The sequence below is a fragment of the Phenylobacterium sp. genome, assembly GCF_013911965.1.
Taxonomy (GTDB): domain Bacteria; phylum Pseudomonadota; class Alphaproteobacteria; order Caulobacterales; family Caulobacteraceae; genus Phenylobacterium.
This window is the reverse complement of record NZ_JACESE010000015.1, coordinates 1-18,200: the sequence shown is the minus strand read 5'-3', so window position 1 is coordinate 18,200 and position 18,200 is coordinate 1. Positions and strand designations below refer to the sequence as shown.

Genomic DNA, 18,200 nt, shown 5'->3' with positions numbered 1-18,200 from the left:
CGGAGCTTCGGAGGGCATGGCCATGGCGGGTGCGGCGATGAAGCGTCCGGCGGCGGACGTGGCCGACTATTTCGACCTCCAGCTCCGCTTCGCCGACCGCGTGGCCCGGGCCAGCGGCCGCCCCTTCGCCGAGCTGCTCGGCGAAACCACCAATCTGCACCGGCGCTTCGGCTTCGGGCGGCACGATCCGGCCGCGCCGGACCCGAAATGGCGGGACTTCGTCGCGGGCCTGAGCGCCAGGCCCGCCCCCGAGGACCGGCTGGCCTGGACCCTGGCGGCCTACGACGCGGCCCCGCCCGAGCCCCTGCCGCCGGACCAGACGGCCTTCGGCGTCTTCGCCTGCGAACGCGCCGACGAGAACGGGCAGATCCGCATCCATTTCCACAATCTGGGCGATGCGGAAGGCCCGGAGGGCCCGCTGGCCCACAGCCGCGCGCCGGCCCGTCGCGCGGAGCTGACCGCAATGTTCGCCCACATCGCAGCGACCCAGCCGGAGGCGCGGCGCCTGGCCGGCGCCTCCTGGCTCTACAATCTCGAAGCCTACCGCCGGCTCTTCCCGCCGGCCTATGCGGACTCCCGCACGCCCTGCCCCGAGCCGCATCGGCTGAGCGGCTCCTCCACCTGGGGCCAGGCCGTCGACCATCGCGGGGAGGTTCGGCCCGGCATGCGAGAGCGCCTGCTGGAGGGCCCCCTGGACCCCGACGCCCCCTGGCGCGCCTTTCCGCTGCAGGCCCTGATGACCAAGGCGCCGCTCGCCGTCTTCTACGACTTCTATGGGGTCCTTCGGCCCTAGTCGGTGAAGACGACCGTCTTCTTGCCGTTCAGCAGGACGCGGTCTTCCAGGTGCCAGCGCACGGCGCGGGCCAGCACCCGGCGCTCGATGTCGCGGCCCTTGCGGATCAGGGCCGAGGGCGTGTCGCGGTGGCTGATGCGCTCCACGTCCTGCTCGATGATCGGGCCCTCGTCGAGGTCGGCGGTGACATAGTGGGCCGTGGCCCCGATCACCTTCACCCCTCGGGCGTGCGCCTGATGGTAGGGCCGCGCGCCCTTGAAGCCGGGCAGGAAGGAATGGTGGATGTTGATGCAGCGCCCCTCCAGCTTGGCGGCCAGGCCGTCCGACAGGATCTGCATGTAGCGGGCGAGCACCACGAGCTCGGCGCCGGTCTGCTGGATCAGGGCCCAGAGGGCCGCCTCCTGCTCGAGCTTGGTCTCCCGATCCACCGGCAGGTGGTGGAAGGGCAGGCCCGAGAGATCGACGCTGGAATAGGTCTCCGCCGGATGGTTGGAGACGACGGCGCAGATATCCATGGGCAGCTCGCCGCGCCGCCAGCGCCAGACCAGGTCCGACAGGCAGTGATCGGTCTGGGACGCCAGGATCATCACCTTGCGGCGCACCTTGGGGTCGCGCAGCGTCCAGGTCATGGCGAAGGCGGACGCGATCGGCTCCAAGGCCGCCCGCAGATCGTCGGCGCCGGCCTCCCCCGCATCGAAGACCACGCGCATGAAGAAGCGGCCGGTCTCGTCGTCGCCGAACTGCTGGGCGTCGATGATGTTGGCGCCGCGATCGAAGAGGAGGTTGGCCACGGCGCGCACGATGCCGGGCCGGTCGGCGCAGGAGAGCGTCAGGATCATGGGGGCGGGACATACACAGTCCCGCCCGCCTTGAGAACGCCGGCGTCAGTCCTCGGCCGCCCCGCCGACCGGCTGGAAGTCCCGCACGAACCGCTCCAGCAGCCGGACGGTGAATCCGGCCGAGCCGGCGGGCTTCACCGCATCGGCCCCGCCATAGGCCATGCCCGCGATGTCGAGGTGGGCCCAGGGGATGTCGTCGTCGATGAACTCGCCGATGAAGTGGGCGCCCGTGCCGGCGCCGGCGCCCTCCCCGCCGCCGTTGCGGATGTCGGCGATGGTCGAGGCGATGTCCTCGCCGTAGCTGGGATGCAGGGGCAGGCGCCACAGGGGCTCGCCCGCCGCCTCGCCGGCGGCGACGAGCTGGTCGGCTAGGCCGTCATGGCGGGTGAACAGGCCGGCATAGTCGTCGCCGAGCGCGGTGCGCACCGAGCCGGTGAGCGTCGCCACGTCGACCACCGCAGCCGGCTCCAGATTGGCGTCGATCCAGGAAAGCGCGTCGGCGAGCACCAGCCGGCCTTCCGCGTCGGTGGAGACGATCTCGATGGTCTTGCCGTTCATGGCGGTCAGCACGTCGGCCGGCCGGATGGCCCCGCCGTCGGGCATGTTCTCGGCCAGGGCCGCCACGGCGACCACATTGACCGGCGCCCGCGCCTTGGCGAGCGCCAGGACTGCGCCGGTGACGCTGGCCGCCCCGGACATGTCCATCTTCATATTGCCCATGTTCGTGCTGGGCTTGATGGAGATGCCCCCGGAATCGAAGGTGATGCCCTTGCCGGCCAGGACGACCGGCGCCTCCGGCGCGCCGGCGCCGCGATAGCGCACGATCAGCATCCGCGGCGGGCGCTCCGACCCGCGGCCGACGCCGAGGATGGCGCCCATGCCCAGCCGCTCCATGGCGGGTGCGTCCAGCACCTGGATCGACACGCCCGGCAAGCCGGCGAAGGCGGCCTGGGCGCGGGCGACGAAGCTCTCCGGATAGACGATGTTGGCCGGCTCGTTCGAGACGTCGCGGGCCCAGGCCATGGCGGCGACCAGGGCCTCGCCGCGCGGACGGTAGGCGGCCTCCGCCGCGGCCGGGGCGTCGGTCACCAGGGTCAGGCCCTGCGGCGCCGCCCGCTCGCGCGCCTTGGCCTTGTGGAAGTCCGACCGGTATTCGCCCAGGCCGAAGCCGGTGACGAGCTCCGCGGCCAGGGCCGGCGCCGCGCCGCTGGCGAGCAGCACGACGGGGCCCGTCTCGTCGGCTGCGGCGCGCGCGGCGGCCCGGCCGGCGTCCTGCCAGGCGAGCGGCGTGGCCGTCTCTCCCAGCCCGGCGACGACCACCGCGTCCCAGGCGCCGAGGCCCCGCAGGACCAGCGTCTTGCGGCTGTCGAACTTGAAGTCGGCGCTGGCCAGCGCGCGCCCCACCGCCTCGCGAAGGGCGGGGTCGAGCCTGGCGAGTCGGGCCTCGTCGGCCGAAGCCAGCGGAAGCACGAGAACGCCCCCGCCCGAGGCGGGAACGGTCTCGGCGAAGGTCGCCGCCCGCCATTGGGCCGGGACGGCGACGCCGGGCCGCGCGGCGGCGGTCTGGGCCTGGCCCGTGACGGGCAGGCAGAGGCTGAGCGCCAGGGCGCCGAGCGCGGCGCCGGTGCGGAGGGAAAGCGGCATCGACAGGTCTCCAGTGTCGCATGGCCAGCCGAGGCCACGCTTTTCGCCCACTGAAGGCGCCTCGCCGCGCGAGGGCAAGACCGAAGGCGCGCGCCTCACCAGATGAGGCGCAGGCCGAGCGAAAACTGCCGGCCCACCGATCCCAGCTGCAGCAGTCGGTCTTCCGACCCGTCATAGGCAAGCTCGCGCGTGGCGGTGAGGTTGGAGCCGGTGACCACCAGTTCGGCCTGCTGCGACAGCGCCAGGCTGGCCTGGGCGTCCAGATAGCCGGCCTCGGCGACGATGAAGTCCGCGACCCCGCCGCCCTGCAGGTCCGCCTCCGAGCGGAACGACGAGCGCCAGGACCAGGACAGATTGAGCGCGAAGGGCCCGCGCTCCAGATAAGGGCTGACCGACCAGGCCCAGTCGGAGACGCCCGTCAGCCGACCTCCGCCGTCCAGGCGGCTGTCGGTCCAAGTGGCGCTCGCCCAGACGCCAAGGCCGCCGCCCAGGCGGTGATGCAGGCCGAGTTCGACGCCATCGACGATCGCGCGCCCCACATTCTGCGGCCGGGCCATCAGGACCTCGGCCTGGACCAGCGGGCCCGCCTGGGTCTCGAAGGTCAGCACCTCGGGCGCCTCGGCCGTCTGGATGAAGTCCTCGATCGACTTGTGGAAGTAGGCGACGCTGAAGCTCGTCCGCCGCCGCGTCACCTCGTAGGAGAGGTCGAGATTGGTGGAGAGGTAGGGGGTCAGGTCCGGATTGCCGCCGACCCCCTTGAAGATGACGCCGGGCGACGGATCGGCGACCGCGGCGGCGCCTCGCTCATAGATGCTGGCCACCAGGACGCTGGCCGGCACCGTGGCGGCCCTCAGGTCGGCGAGCGACGGACGTGTGATCGAGCGCGAGGCCGCAAAACGCAGGACGGAGGCCTCGTCCAGGTCCAGGGCGAGGTTCAGGCTGGGGAGGAGGACCTGGTGTTCGCCCTCGAAGCTCACCGCCCGCACCTCGGCGAGCCCCTCGTGGCTTTCCAGGCGTGCGCCCTCGACCTGCGTGCGCGTGGCCACGAGCCGCAGCCCCAGATTGCCGGACAGGGGCCTTCCGGCCGCCGCGCCGTCGAAGTCCAGCCGGACATAGGCGGCGGCCACGCGCTCCTGCACCGCATAGCCGTTCTGCTGGTCGGCGCCGGTCGGGACCAGATCGCCGGGCTGGAAGACCACGTCCGTCCGCTCGCCCGGCAACAGGAAGGCCTCCCTCAGACGGTCGAAGTCGGCAGTGGTCCAGGGGCCGGTGCGCGCGGCGACCAGATCGGCGAAGACGTCGACCGGGGCCACCCCCGCATAGAGGCCGGCGACACCCGCCTCCGGCGCGGCCAGGGCGGCGCGCCGGTCCCGCCTCTGATAGTCGCGGCTGCGATCGCTCACCTGCAGCCCCAGGCGGAGGCTCGAGAGCCGCGCGCGCTCGCCCCCGAAGTCGAGCCTGCGCTGCGCGTCCAGGACGGCCGTCACGTCCTCGTCCTGCGACTCCACCGCCCGGATGCCGAGCTGCGCCAGGGTGAGCCGGGTCGGGTCCGTGAGATCGAAGTCCGTGGTCAGGCGCGCCGACCGCCGCGTGTCGCCCGCATCCCCCAGGTCGAAGACATAGGCGACGCCCTCCGGCGACTGGGTCGAGAAGCGCTCCAGCGGAACATCCAGCACCGAATGGGCGCTGGAGGCGCTCAGCCGCGGGGTCAGCCGCCAGGCGCCCAGGCGCAGGTCCGCGCCCAGGGAGGCCACCAGGTTCACATGCGACTGGTCCGAGAACTCGGTGTTGTTGTCGATCTGGCCGTCGGCGATCTGCGCGGCCGTCACCACGCCGTTCTCGATGCGCAGGATCGCGCCGGGGGCGGCCAGCCGCTCGCCCAGTCCGAAGACCAGTCGGTCCTCGCGTATGGCGTTGTCGAAGGTGGAGACGAGGCCGTCGAAATCGAGGGCGAGGTCGGGCGAGACCCGCCAGTCGGCCCCGAGGAACAGGCTGCGGCGGCGGCGGGCCTCCTGCTCGACGGTGGTGCGCACGTCGTTCGGGGTGGCGACCCTCCGCCCGTCGATGACCGTCTCGCCGTAGCGCATGATCTGGAAGCGATCGTAGCGGACCGACCGCGACTCCTGGGACAGGCCTGCGATCAGGCCGAGGTCGCCGTCGTGGGAGACGAGCCGGCCGGCCAGGGCCAGATCCCCGCTGAGCTCGCCGGTGCGCGGCTCCGTCTCTCCGCCGAGGCGGAGGGAGACGAACGGATCGCCGTCCAGTCCGCCGGCGGTCCTGATGTCGATATTGGAGCCGATGCCCCCGTCCACGAGGTCGGGCGTCGACGTCTTGGTCAGGCGCGCTCCGGAGAGCAGGTCCACCGACAGGGCCCGGAAGCGGAACTGCCGCCCGCTCTGGGTGGAGTTGCGGATGTTCTCGTTGAAGGCCACGGGCGCGCCGTTCAGCGTCACCGACTGGAAGAGCGGGCCCAGGCCCCGGACGCTGACGAACTGCCCCTCCCCCACCTCCCGCTCGATCGCCACCCCGGGCACGCGCTGTAGCGCCTCGGCCAGGTTCGCGGCGGGCAGGTCGCCGATCCGTTCGGCCGAGAGGCCGTCGGAGATCACATCGGCGGCGCGCTTCTCGGCCAGGGCCTCGTCGATCTGGTCGGAGAGGCGGCCGATGACGATCAGTTCCCCCACCTCCGCAACGGCGGCGGGCGGCGGGCGGCTGACAGCCCGCGGTTCCGACCAGATGCGGACGCCGCGTTCGCCGACGAAGCGATAGCCGAGCCCCGTGCCGTCCAGCATGCGTGAAACGGCCGTGCGCCAGCCCATGCGCCCGCGGACGGCGCGGGTGCGGACCGCCTGGCCGGACGGGGCGGTGAAGGCCAGTTCGCAGTCGGCCTGAAGGCAAAGCTGCACGAGGGCCGAGGACGCCGCCTGGGCCGGGATGTCGAAGGTGTGGACGCGCTCGGCCGCCCCGGCCGAGCCGGCGGCGGCGGCCGTTGTGAGCGCAGCCACGAGGGCGGCCAGGGCGCGGCGCGCTCCGGCCGTCATGCATGCCGCGATCAGGTTCAACGCCCAGGGCCCCCCGAGACCATGGATGGGGGCCTAACGCAGGCTCATGACAGCTCTGCGATGGCGACTACTGCGCGCGCACCAGGATGCGGCCGTCCGGCGCCCGCGCCGTCTCGATGGGCAGGAGCGCGGCCATGCGATCCGCCAGCGCCCCTTCCCCTTCCAGCGGCAGGACCACGGTGACGCGAACCTGGTCGAGGGCGGGGTCGGCCGGAACCAGCGGGTGATCGGAATAGCGGGCGGCCGCGACGATCACCTGCGACAGCGGCGCGTCCTGGAACACCAGCCGCCGCCGGCGCCAGGCCGTGGCGGTCTCGACATCGGCCTGGGCCTTGCGGATCACCGGCTCGCCCGCACGGAAGACGGCCCGCTCCCCGGGGGCCACCGGCAGGGCGCCGTCGAGGGCGCGGGGCTCGGCGGCGTCGCGCCGCCCCACGGCCACACGGCCCTGCAGGACCGAGATCTCGGCGGCGTCGCCGGTCAGGGCGGTGACGAAACGGGTGCCGGTGACGATCACCTGGCGGTCGGCGACGCTCACCTGAAACGGATGATCCGCATCGTGGGCGACGTCGAAATAGGCGCCGCCGCGCTCCAGCCTCACCCGGCGGACGTCGCCGCCGATCGCCGCCGAGACGGCCGAGCCTGCGTCAAGCGTAACCCTGGTGCCGTCCTCCAGCGTCACGTCCAGGATCTGGCCCGGGGCGCTCTCATAGAGTCGAGCCTCGGGCGCGGGCGCGAGCATGGGCGGCAGGGCCACCACCGCGGCGAGCCCGGCCGCCGCCAGGCCGCCGGCCAGGATCAGACGCCGCGAGGCGCGCGCCGGCCGCGGCTCGCGGCGGCGCAGGCGGGCGAGGTCGAGCGCGAACTCGCCCCGCAGGCTCGCAAGCTCGGCCTGAAAGGCCTTGGCGTCCTCGTACTGGCGCAGGTGGTCGGGATCGGATTCCAGCCAGGCCTGGAAGGCCGTCCGGTCGGCCGCGCGCACGTCCGGGCGCCCCATGCGGGCGAGCCAGGCCTCGGCCGTCTGGGGCCGGTCGGCGAGCAGGGCGGATAGGCGTTGCAGCATCAGCGCGGTGAGTCCCTGAGGGGAGAGCGGCGACCGTCGCCGACCGCGTCACAAATCACAACGATCCACACGGCGAACACCTCAACCGCCCCGGGCCGACTTCAACTGCCGCAGCGCCTCGGCGATGTGCTTTTCGACCATGCTGACCGAGATTCCCAGGCGGGCGGCGATCTGCCGGTAGGTGAGAGCCTCGAAGCGATGCAGCAGGAAGGCGTCCCGCGTCTTGGGCGGCAGGGCGCGGATGGCGTCGGCCGCCGCGATCAGGTCCTGGCGGCCGATCAGGCGCTGGTCGGCCGAAGGCGCCTCGCTGGCCAGCGCCCGCGGGCCCGCGTCCAGGTCGTGGATGTCGTCGGGGCTGCGCCGCGCCGCCTCGCGCGCCGCAGACTTCCAGCGGTCGAGCTGCAGGTTGCGCGCGATCACGAACAGAAGCGGCCGGGCGTCGGGGGCGGCTAGGTCGTGGCCGGCGCGATGGAAGCGCACAAAGGCCTCCTGGGCCAGGTCCTCGGCCTCGTCGCCGCCCCGCCCCTTGCGCTGGAGATAGGCGACGAGATCGCGCCGCAGGCGGTTGAGGTCGCCCTCAGCGGACATGGGGCCGCCCCGCGCGCCGGCCGGGCGCGCGAAGACGCCCCCTCCGAGGGAGGGGGCGTCGCATGCGGTCGGGCGCGAGGGGATCATCCGCCCGACCGACAGGCTCGGTCCAAGTCGCGTCCACCTTTGGCGGTCACCACTCCATGCGCAGGCCGAGCGTGAAGCGGCGTCCCGACAGCTCGTACATGGTCGGGAAGGACGGGTGCATCGTGTAGCCCTTGGTCTCTTCGTCGGTGATGTTGATCCCTTCCAGGCTGAGCTGGAAGCGGTCGGTCAGGTCATAGCTGACCGAGACGTCGGTCTGGCCATAGGCGTCACGATAGATCGGGTACATTTCGTAGCCGATGCCTTCCACGTACTTGTCCTTGTAGTTGTAGGACGCACGCGCCTGGAAGCGATCCCGCTCGTAGTAGAGCGTGACGTTGTAGGTCTTGTCGGCCAGCCCCACCGGCGGGGTCGGGATGCCGAGGTCGGACTCGCCCGTCAGCGAGCTGTCGAGCAGGGTGTAGTTGGCGTTGATCCCGAAGCCCTGCAGCGGGGCGTAGATCAGGCCGAGCGGCACCAGGGCCACCAGCTCCACGCCGCTGACCTCATAGGAGCCGTCGGCGTTGACCGGCTGGTAGACGTCGAAGTCGTAGACGCCGTCGATCGTGCCGTTGGCGTTGTACTTGGTCACGTTCGGCACCGTGCCGGTGAGCTCGCTGCGCACGACGCCCTCGATCTCCTTCCAGAAGTAGGAGACCGCCAGCAGGCCGCCCTGGTCGAGATACTTCTCGAGGCCCAGCTCCCACTGCTTGGCGTAGGTGGGGGCGAGGTTCGGGTTGCCGTCGGTGAAGCGGAACGAGTTCCAGCTGGCCGTACGCTTGTAGGCGAGGTCGGTGAGCGCCGGCCGGATCAGGGTCTTCGAGGCCGCGCCGCGCAGGATGATGCTGTCGGTCAGCTCGGCGTTGAAGTTCAGGCTCGGCAGGACCTTGTCGTAACCGCCCTCGCTGGTGACCGGCGCCGGCGTATAGCCGGTGGAGCCGTCCGGGTTCTGGATCTGGTGGAAGCCGGACGAGGTGGTGGTGGTGTCGACATAGCGGGCGCCGGCGTTCACGAAGACCGGCACGCGGGCGATCTCGAAGTCGAAATCGGCCATGGCGTAGAGGCTGTAGGTCTCCTCCGACACCTCGTAGTACTGGCCGTCGTCGAACGGCGTGTAGAAGCCGTCATAGCGGAAGAAGTCCCGCGCATAGGCGTTCGAAACCTGGCTCCAGGTGATGTCGCGGGCGCTGTAGTCGCCGCCGGGCACGAGGTCGCTGATCGGGGTCAGCGGGCTATCGGCGAGCGTGCGGGTGTTGGCCCAGGAGGAGTCGCCCGGGCCGGGGCCCTGGATGTTCAGCGAGCCGTACTGCCGCTCCTTGGACTTGTCGGTGTAGCGGGCGCCCACCTGGATGCTGGAGAGCGCGGGGAAGAAGCCGAGGTCGAAGTGCTTCGTGAAGTCCGCCTGGGCGGCGTACTTGTCGTCGCTGATGGCCTCGTAGTTCGTCTCATAGGCCTCGAAGAGGTACTTCGAGGGCGCATTGTACATGTCGATGGTGGCCGGGTTGGCGCTCGGGATGGTTTCGCCGCCGTCGGCCGTCCAGCGGGTGCGCGAGGGCGCATAGGCCACGTGCTTGAGGTTGGCGTGGTCCAGCGTCTTCTCGGCGCCCGAATAGCCGGCCAGGGCGTTGAATTCCCAGCTGTCGCCGCTCCAGTTCAGCTCGCCGCCGAACTGCATGTAGTCGGTCTTGTTGATGCGCTCCTTGCTCAGGAACTCGTGCTGCGTGGCCGTGTAGGAGACGTCGCGCAGGATCACCATGCCGTAGTCGGCGAGCGTGGTGTCGTCGTACTCGTGGATCGTCTCGAAGGTCGAGCGGCTGGAAGCCGAATAGGCCGCCGCATCATACTCGTCCTCGGTGGCGTCATAGCCGCCGACCATCGCGTCGAAGGACAGGCTGAGGTTCGAGGACGGGCGGTACTGCAGGGCGAGCGTGGCGCCCCACTGATCCTGTTCGTTCAGATAGACGCGGTCGCCGACCTTGTCCTGAAAGATGATGCGGCCGGTCTCGTCGCGGTCGCGGCGGTCCTGCACGACCACGCCGGCGTCGCGGGCCAGGACGGCCGCAGCCTGGGTTCCGCGCGTGCCCGAGGCTTCCAGGAAACGGAAGGCGGGGCGGAAGTTGATGCCGGAGTTGGAGTCGGTGCGGTTCGTCCGCTTGGCGGTCGAGACGGAGAAGAGCGCGCCGAAGTCGCCCCAGGTGTTGCTGGCCAGGAAGGAGAGCTTGGGGTCGATCTCCTCGGAGATCGAGTTGTAGGCGCCCTCGACCGTGCCCACCAGGCGCGCGCCGGAATAGTCGAACGGCCGGGCCGTGCGGATGTTGATCGAGCCGGCGATGCCGCCTTCCTCGTCGGCGGCCGTCGGCGACTTCTGGACGGTGACCTGCTGGATGATCTCCGAGGCGAAGATGTCGAACTCGACGTCGCGGCCGCCGCTGCCCGAGGCGGTGGCCAGGTCGTTGATGGTGACGAAGGTGAACTCGCTCGGCAGGCCGCGGACCATGACGCGGGTGCCCAGGCCCTTGTTCCGCTCGATGGTCACGCCGGGCATGCGCTGCAGCGCCTCGGCCAGGTTCTGTTCGGGGAAGTTGGCCACGTCGGTGGCGACGATGGAGTCGGAGAAGCCGACGTTCTCGCGCTTCAGTTCGACGGCCTGCTGCAGGCTGCGCTCATAGCTGCCGGTGACGACGATCTCGTCCACCTCGGTGGCCTGGTCCTGCGCCTGGGCGGCCGTGGCCCCTATCAGGGCGACGGCGGCGCAGCTGGTCATCAGCCAGGCCGACTGGCGCGCGCGGCCGGCGCCGCCGTTTTGGTTCTGTCCGAACACTTCGAATTCTCCGCGGGTCGATGTTGCGACGGCGGGAGACCGGATTCTGACGCCCGGCCCTTGCCCCCATCGCCCTCAACGACGCGGCCGGACAGGCCCTCAAAATGTGACGGCGGTTTTCATTCAATCTTCACGACGTCGTCACGTTCGGCCGTGGCGGAGAGTTGACCAGCCCGAACAAAATGCGAACCTTGGCCGTGGAGGAGAATTCCGATGTCCCTGTTCGGTTGGCTGTTCGGGAAGCGTAGGGCCGCGCCTCAAGTCGCATCGCTCTCGGCGACGGAGGTGCTGACCAAACTCAAGGGCGCCGCTCTCCCCTGTCTTCGCTTGCGCGCGGGCGACGGCGGGCGATCCTGGCTGGGAGGCCGTCCGCAGATGGCCTCGCCCTGGCCGAGATTTCAGGGCCGCCCCCTCTCGCTGGTCGCCCAGATCGATCTTGCACAGGCGCGCGCGGCGGGCGGGCCGAACTGGCTGCCGTCTGAGGGGCAGTTGCTCTTCTTCTATGATCTCGAGACCGGCGGCTGGGGCATGGAAGCCGAGGAGGCAGGCAGTTCGGTGGTCATCTATGAGCCGAGACGTGCGGAGGTCGCGCCCCCACCCGACGATTTGCCCGAAGACGCCCGTTTCGATCAGCGGCCCCTGCGTTTCGACCTCGACGTCTCTATGCCGGACGATCCCGAACGGCTCGGCCTGAACCTGAAGGACATGAGCTCGACCGAGTGCCGGCGGCTGGAGGCTGAGTTGGAGGCGATGGCGCCAGCGTCGCCAGCCCATCAGATCGGCGGGTATCCCACCCCCGTTCAGTGGGACGACATGGAGCGGACCTGCGAAAGGGTCGCGCCGCGCGAGGGCCGCCGCCCCGGCGCGGGCGTCGACGAGTGGCGCCTGCTGCTGCAGGTCGATTCCGACGACGACGCCGGCATGATGTGGTGCGATGTCGGCCAGCTCTACTTCTGGGTCCGCGAGGTGGACGCCCGCGCCGGCGACTTCTCGAGAACCTGGACCATTCTGCAGTCACACTGACGCCGCGGCGCTGGAGCCCCGAGCCTACCCGTCGTACCCCGGCATCTGGCGGTCGAGGCGTCGCAGGCATCCGGGCCAGGCGAGCTTGCCCCCGATGCCGCGGGCGACCTGGGCCTTGACCTCGTTCTGCGAGGCTTCCGGCGCGAAGAGGACGTTGTCGCGGCCGGCCGAGAGCGCCATCACCTGCTGCTTGCAGGCCCGCTCCAGATAGAACATGCCGACCCAGCAGTCGGCCGCGGTCTCGCCCACCGACAGGGTCCCGTGATTGCGCAGCAGCATCAGCGTCTTGTCGCCGATGTCGGCCACCAGCCGCTCGCGCTCGTCCAGGTTCAGGGCGATGCCCTCATAGTCGTGATAGGCCAGACGCGGCAGCACGATCAGGGCGTGCTGCGAAAGCGGCAGCAGCCCCTCCTTCTGGGCGGCGACCGCGACCCCCTGGTCCGAATGCAGGTGCATCACGAACCTGGCGTCCTCGCGCGCGTCGTGGATCGCCGAGTGGATGGTGAAGCCCGCCGGATTGATGAAGTAGGGCGTCTCCTGGAGGATGTTCCCCTCAAGGTCGATCTTCACCAGCGACGAGGCCGTGATCTCCTCGAACAGCATGCCGTACGGGTTGATCAGGAAGTGGTGCTCAGGCCCCGGAATGCGCGCCGAGATGTGGGTGTAGATCAGATCGTCCCACCCGTGCAGCGCCACCAGACGGTAAAGCGCCGCCAGATCCACCCGCGCCTGCCACTCCTCGGCGCTCACCTTGCCCTTCAGGGACGTCAACTTCGCGGCTGAATCGTCAGGCATTTCGAACCTCCTGTTTCGCGGGAAGACCGTCGAGGGGTCACGACGGGATGAGGATCGCCCCGGTGGCCATGGCGGCCAGGGTGGCGAAGAGAGAAAGCAGGATCGCCCAGGGCAGGCCGAAGCGCTGCAACTGGCCGACATCGGCGCGGATCAGGCTGGCCACCAGATAGATGGGCGCGATGAAGGGGCTGAGCGCGTGCAGCGGCATGCCCATGAGCGCCGCGCGGCCGATGACCTCCGGCGGCACGCCATAGGCCGCACCCGTGGCGCCCAGCACCGGCACGACGCCGAAGTAGAAGGCGTCGTTGGACATGAACATCAGGAGCGGCATGCTCAGCAGGGCCGTGATCGGTCCCATGTAGGGGCCCAGCGGCTCGGGGATGGTGGAGACCAGGCTCTGAGCCATGGCGTCGATCATGCCGGTCCCGCTGAGGATGCCGGTGAAGGCGCCGGCGCCGAAAATGAGCGAGACCATCATCAGGATCGTCTCGCCGTGGGCGGCGAGCGCGGCCTTCTGCTCCGAGAGCCTGGGGAAGTTCAGGGTCACGGCGATGGCGAAGCCGCCCATGACCACGGCCGGCAGGGGCGCGATCCCGCTCAGCATCCCGCCGATCAGGCCCAGGGTGAGCAGCAGGTTGAGCCAGAGGTTGCGGGTCTCCTTCGGCGCCACGGTCACCGTCGCGGCGGCTTCGGCCTCCGCCGGCGCCGGCCCGCCGTCCCGCGCCAGACGCCGGCGCTCCAGGCGTCCCAGGAAGAAGGCCAGTCCCAGCACCGCCGCCAGCGACAGGCCGAGCGCCGGCAGGAGGGGGCCGACGATGTCCATGATGTCGACCCGCAGGGCGAGGGCGGCGCGCGCCGCCGGCCCGCCCCAGGGCAGCCAGTTCATCAGCGTGTTGCTGAGCCCCAGGAGCACGGCGAGGATCAGCGGGTTGAGGCCCAGCCGGCGATAGACCGGATACATGGCCGAGATGGTGACGATGGCGCTGGTCGCCCCGTCTCCGTCGAGGGAGACGAGCATGGCCAGGACCGCGCTGCCGACCACCACGCGCACCGGATCGTCGCCCGTCACCTGCAGGATCTTGCGCACCAGCGGCTCGAAGAGCCCGGCCTCGATCATCACGGCGAAGTAGAGCAGCGCGAAGATCAGCATGAGCGCGGTGGGCGCCACCTCGACCACGCCCTCGAGCATCATGTCGCCCAGGCCTGAGCCGAAGCCCGCGATCAGCCCGAAGACGATGGGCACCAGGATCAGGGCGGCCACCGCCGACAGCCGCCGCGTAAGCACGAGCGCCATGAAGACGGCGAGCGCGGAAAACCCGAGCAGGGAAAGGTTCATCAGGCGCCCCCGAGCGCGACCGCGCGCGGCGTCCGCCGAGGACGCCGCGCGCCAGGATCAGTAGGTCCAGTTGAGGCTGAGGCCGTAGGTGCGCGGCGGGTTGTAGGCGCCGAAGTTCGCCCCGAGGAACAGCGTCTGGTGCGTCCGCGTGAGCTCGTCCGTCAGGTTCTTGCCCCACAGGGACAGCGTCCAGCGGCGGGACGGATCGGTGAAGACCACCCGCGCATCGACGAAGTGGGTCGGGTCGCGGATTTCGGGCGGCTCGTTCGAGTTGTCGTCGAAGATCCGGCTCTCATAGGCGTAGTCGACGGCGAAGCGCAGGTCCGCGCCGCTGGCCAGGCCCAGCGTATAGGCGGGCGAGACCACGAGCTTGTGCTCCGGGGTCCGCGAGATGCGGTTGCCGGCGTAGTCGAGCCCCGGCTCCGGCTCGAACTGGTCGAAGGCGGCGTCGGTATAGGCGTAGCTGGTCACCAGGCTGGCGCCGGTGAACGGCCGCCAACGAAGGTAGGTCTCGTAGCCCTTGATGGTCGCCTCGCCGGCGTTGTCGGTGACGACCGACAGGTTGGGCAGGGTCCGGCGCGTCTGCAGGTCCTCGTACTTCATGATGAAGAGGGTGTTGTTCCAGATGAGCGACCCGCCGAGGAACACGCTCTTCTGGCCCAGCTCGTACTGGGTGGCGAATTCCGGCTCATAGCCGTCGGCGGCGTCCGCGGCCGTGGACGGGGTGTCCTGAAAGCCGCCGCTTTTAAAGCCGCGCGAGATCATGCCGTAGAGCATGTGGTCGTCGAGCGGCTGCCAGGTCAGGCCCGCGCGCCAGGTCACCGCCTCATAGGTGTCGCCGACCGTCACGTCGAAGCGCTCGCCGGCGCGGAAGATGGCCGAGCCTTCCAGATTGTCGATGCGGTAGTCCTTGTCGTCGCGGGTGTAGCGGACGCCGGCCACGGCGGAGAGCTGGTCCGTCACCGGGGCGGTGACGTCGGCGAAGACGGCGTAGCTTAAGAGTTCGGCGGCCTGGGTATACACCTCCCGCCCCGCATCGCCGGCGATGTCCAGGTCGAGGATGTCGCGCCGGTCGGTGTCGCTCTGGAAGAGATAGGCGCCGGCGACCCACTGGACCTCGCTCTCCGGCAGGGCGCTCAGGCGCAGTTCGTGGCTGGAGAAGGACGTCTGCTCGTCATTGCCGCCTGAGATGTCGATCAGGTTGGCGGACGGGTTGCCGCCGTCGAAGTCGTAGGCCGCCGCATAGTCCAGGTCGCGATAGGAGCCGATGTAGCTCAGCGTCGCGAAGGCCAGGTCCCGCTCGATCTGCAGGCGCATGCCCCAGGTGTCGCGGTCCTGATAGCCGTTGTACGCGCCGGCCGTCTCGTCCCGGTCCCGGTCGACGGTCCAGAAGGCGCTCAGCGGATCGCCCTCGTCCAGGTCGAGCACGTGCTGGGCCGGCCCCGTCTCGCGGCTGCGGGTCGCGTCGATGGTGGCCAGGATTCGCAGGTCCGTCTCCGGCTCCGCCCGCAGGGAGATGCGGCCGCTGCGGGTGTCCTGGTCCTCCATCCGGTCGCCGGTGAAGGTGTTGCGGACATAGCCGTCGTGGGTGCGCCAGGCGCCGCTGAACCGCACGGCGGCGTTGCCTTGCGCGAAGGGGGCGTTGACCATGGCCGCGCCTTCCAGCCGTTCATAGTTGCCGACGGTGACCTCGGCGCCGGCGTCGAAGGCCCCGAGCTGCGGGCGCGCGGTGACGATGTTGATCGCCCCGCCGACCACGTTGCGGCCGAACAGCGTGCCCTGCGGTCCTTTCAGGACCTCGATCCGCTCCACGTCGAACGCGTCGAAGGCCACGGCTGCGGGCCGGCCGATATAGATCTCGTCGAGGAAGACCGCGGCGCTGGGGTCGCCGGCCGCGCCCCGGTCGGACGAGCCGATGCCGCGGATGGCCACCCGGGGCTGCGAGGATGGGAAGGCGTCGAACTGCAGGCCCGGCGTCAGCCCCGCCACATCGGCCACCTGGCGGATGCGCGCCTCCTCGACCTGCTCGGCGCCGAAGGCGGTCACCGTCACGGGCACGTCCTGCAGGCTTTCGCTGCGCCGCTGGGCGGTGACCACCACCTCCTCGAGCACGCTCGCCTGGCTCCCCTGAGCCTCCTGCGCCGCCGCCGGCTGCGCGCTCAGCAGGGCGGTCGCCGCCGCCCCGCAAACCCACAAGGTCCGATGATCCCGCATGTTCCACTCCCCTCTTGTTCTGTCTGGCTCGCAGCCTTGAGAGGGTGCTTACTGGCCTTGGACGCATCACGTCAACATTTTGGATCCATTTTGTTGACGTGGTGAATTCGATACCGCTAAGGCTCGGCGCGCATGAAAACGGATCGATCGGGTTAGGGATGGAAGACGGACCAATCAGAATACTGGTGCCCGTCGGCTCGCTGGGGGCTGGCGTGCGGGAAGAGGAGCTCCGCTACGGGCTCGAAAGAGGGGCGCAGGCGATCGCCACCGACGCCGGCTCCACCGACAGCGGGGCGGCCTATCTGGCGCTCGGAAAGTCGAAGAACGACCGTGGGTCGGTGAAGCGCGATCTGAAGCTCCTGATGAAGGCGGGCGCCGAGGCGGGCATCCCGGTCATCGTCGGCACCTGCGGCCAGGCCGGCGGCGACCTGAACCTCGACTGGACCCGCGACATCGCCCTGGAAATCGCCGAAGAACTGGGGCTGAAGCCGAAGATCGCCCTGCTCTATTCCGAGCAGGACAAGGCGGTGCTGAAGGCCAGAAACGCCGCCGGCAGGATCCGTCCCCTGCCCCCGCTCGGTCCCCTCGACGACGCGACGATCGAGGCCTGCGACCACATCGTCGCGGCCATGGGCGCCGAGCCCTATGTCGCGGCGCTGAAGGCTGGCGCCGACCTGATCCTGGGCGGCCGCACCACCGACACCGCGGTCATCGGCGCCTTCGCCCTGATGCGCGGCGCCCATGTGGGCGCCTCCTGGCACGCGGCCAAGGTCGCCGAATGCGGCGCCCAGTGCACGGTGAACACCGGCGAGGGCGCCGGGGTGCTGATCTCTGTCGGGGCCGACGGATTCGAGGTGGAGCCGCTCAGCCCGTCCAACCGCTGCAGCCCGCACAGCGTCTCGGCCCACATGCTCTACGAGAACAGCAATCCCTTCCGGCTGACCGAACCGGGCGGCGTTCTGGACGTCACCGAGGCCCGCTACGATCCCGTCGACGAGCGGACGGTGCGGGTGACAGGTTCACGATGGGAGCCGCAGCCCTACACGATGAAGCTGGAGGGCGCCGCCGCCGGCCGCTTTCAGACCATCATGCTGATCGGCGTCCAGGACCCGGAGATCCTCTCCCGCCTGGACGAGTTCCACGACAAGATGCTGCACGCCCTCTATCAGCGCGCCCGCCGCGCGCTGGGCGAGGCGGCCGGCGACTTCCACATCTCGCTGCGCCTCTATGGCTGGAACGCGGTGTCGGGCGACCGGCCTGCGCCCGACACGCCGCCGCCGCGGGAGGTGGGCGTGTTGTTCATCGCCACCGCCGACACCCAGGAACTGGCGACCCAGATCGCCAACGCCTGCAACGCCTACTTCTTCCATTTCCCGCTGGTGCGGGACAAGGAGCTGCCGAGCTACGGCTTCGCCTTCACGCCGGCGGAGGTCCCGCGCGGCCCCGTCTACGAATTCAAGCTGAACCACGTGGTCGAGGTGGACGATCCGCTCGAGCTCGTCCGCACGGTCTGGATCGACCTGGCCGAGAAAGGGGGCGCCCATGCCCAAGGTTAAGGACGTCTGCCGCCACGTGCGGTCCAAGAACGCCGGCCCCTTCTGGGTGACCTTCGATCTCTTCTTCGACGGGGCGGAGAACTTCCGGAAGTACGCCGAGAGCCCGGCCCTGGGGCCGCCGCTGTTCGAGCGCCTGTTCGGGGCCGATCCGGCCTTCGTGCAGCGCTATCCGGTGGAGAGCCTGAACATGGTCAAGATCTCCTACGCCCGGACCGAACCCCAGGGCGGCATGGTGGAGCGCGACATGCACCGGGGCCAGCAGTACGTCCGGCTGCTCGACGTCGAGCTCGACTAGGTTCTGAACCCATAAAGCTTGCTGGTTGAGGGCGACGCTGATTCAAGGCTTCCGAAAGGAGCTTGAGATGGCGCGCTACGACCTGAG

At 70.2% G+C, this 18,200-nt stretch carries 13 protein-coding genes; 4 read left to right on the top strand and 9 right to left on the bottom strand.

The window, feature by feature from the left end; translation table 11 throughout:
* Positions 1-16: 16 nt before the first annotated feature.
* Positions 17-793 (top strand): hypothetical protein, encoded by a 777-nt coding sequence (locus tag H2041_RS14675; RefSeq protein WP_293413870.1) that lies wholly within the window; start codon positions 17-19, stop codon positions 791-793.
* Here H2041_RS14675 and purU read toward each other — a convergent pair.
* From purU to H2041_RS14645, 6 genes are all read right to left on the bottom strand, one after another.
* Complete coding sequence (gene purU / locus H2041_RS14670) at positions 790-1,632, bottom strand: formyltetrahydrofolate deformylase (protein WP_293413868.1); 843 nt, start codon at positions 1,630-1,632, stop codon at positions 790-792. The two genes, H2041_RS14675 and purU, sit on opposite strands and share 4 nt — an antisense overlap.
* Positions 1,633-1,677: 45 nt before the next feature.
* Positions 1,678-3,276 (bottom strand): M17 family metallopeptidase, encoded by a 1,599-nt coding sequence (locus tag H2041_RS14665; RefSeq protein ID WP_293413866.1) that lies wholly within the window; start codon positions 3,274-3,276, stop codon positions 1,678-1,680.
* A 95-nt stretch (positions 3,277-3,371) separates the two neighbouring features.
* Positions 3,372-6,317, bottom strand: a complete 2,946-nt coding sequence (locus tag H2041_RS14660) for a TonB-dependent receptor (protein ID WP_293413865.1) — start codon at positions 6,315-6,317, stop codon at positions 3,372-3,374.
* 88 nt (positions 6,318-6,405) lie between these two features.
* Complete coding sequence (locus tag H2041_RS14655) at positions 6,406-7,401, bottom strand: FecR domain-containing protein (protein WP_293413863.1); 996 nt, start codon at positions 7,399-7,401, stop codon at positions 6,406-6,408.
* Positions 7,402-7,482: 81 nt separating this feature from the next.
* Positions 7,483-7,989 (bottom strand): RNA polymerase sigma factor, encoded by a 507-nt coding sequence (locus tag H2041_RS14650; RefSeq protein ID WP_293413861.1) that lies wholly within the window; start codon positions 7,987-7,989, stop codon positions 7,483-7,485.
* Between the two features lie 133 nt (positions 7,990-8,122).
* Positions 8,123-10,894: a TonB-dependent receptor gene (locus H2041_RS14645; protein ID WP_293413859.1), complete on the bottom strand. Its 2,772-nt coding sequence runs from the start codon at positions 10,892-10,894 to the stop codon at positions 8,123-8,125.
* 213 nt (positions 10,895-11,107) lie between these two features.
* On the opposite strand from H2041_RS14645, the gene H2041_RS14640 reads away from it, so the two are divergent.
* Positions 11,108-11,917 (top strand): YwqG family protein, encoded by an 810-nt coding sequence (locus H2041_RS14640; protein ID WP_293413857.1) that lies wholly within the window; start codon positions 11,108-11,110, stop codon positions 11,915-11,917.
* Positions 11,918-11,941: 24 nt separating this feature from the next.
* On the opposite strand, the gene H2041_RS14635 is transcribed toward H2041_RS14640, so the two are convergent.
* The 3 genes from H2041_RS14635 to H2041_RS14625 are packed head-to-tail and all read right to left on the bottom strand — an operon-like array spanning position 11,942 to position 16,262.
* Positions 11,942-12,712 (bottom strand): class II aldolase/adducin family protein, encoded by a 771-nt coding sequence (locus H2041_RS14635; RefSeq protein ID WP_293413855.1) that lies wholly within the window; start codon positions 12,710-12,712, stop codon positions 11,942-11,944.
* A gap of 37 nt (positions 12,713-12,749) precedes the next feature.
* Positions 12,750-14,048 carry a citrate:proton symporter gene (locus tag H2041_RS14630; RefSeq protein ID WP_293413853.1) on the bottom strand — a complete coding sequence of 433 codons (1,299 nt, stop codon included), beginning with the start codon at positions 14,046-14,048 and terminating at the stop codon, positions 12,750-12,752.
* 57 nt (positions 14,049-14,105) lie between these two features.
* Entirely contained in the window at positions 14,106-16,262 is a 2,157-nt protein-coding gene (locus H2041_RS14625; protein ID WP_293413851.1) for a TonB-dependent receptor, read from the bottom strand.
* 158 nt (positions 16,263-16,420) lie between these two features.
* Here H2041_RS14625 and H2041_RS14620 point away from each other — a divergent pair, with 158 nt between their 5' ends.
* Complete coding sequence (locus H2041_RS14620) at positions 16,421-17,818, top strand: acyclic terpene utilization AtuA family protein (RefSeq protein WP_293413849.1); 1,398 nt, start codon at positions 16,421-16,423, stop codon at positions 17,816-17,818.
* Positions 17,805-18,113 (top strand): DUF4387 domain-containing protein, encoded by a 309-nt coding sequence (locus tag H2041_RS14615; RefSeq protein WP_293413847.1) that lies wholly within the window; start codon positions 17,805-17,807, stop codon positions 18,111-18,113. Before H2041_RS14620 ends, H2041_RS14615 begins: the two co-directional genes overlap by 14 nt.
* Positions 18,114-18,200: the final 87 nt, after the last annotated feature.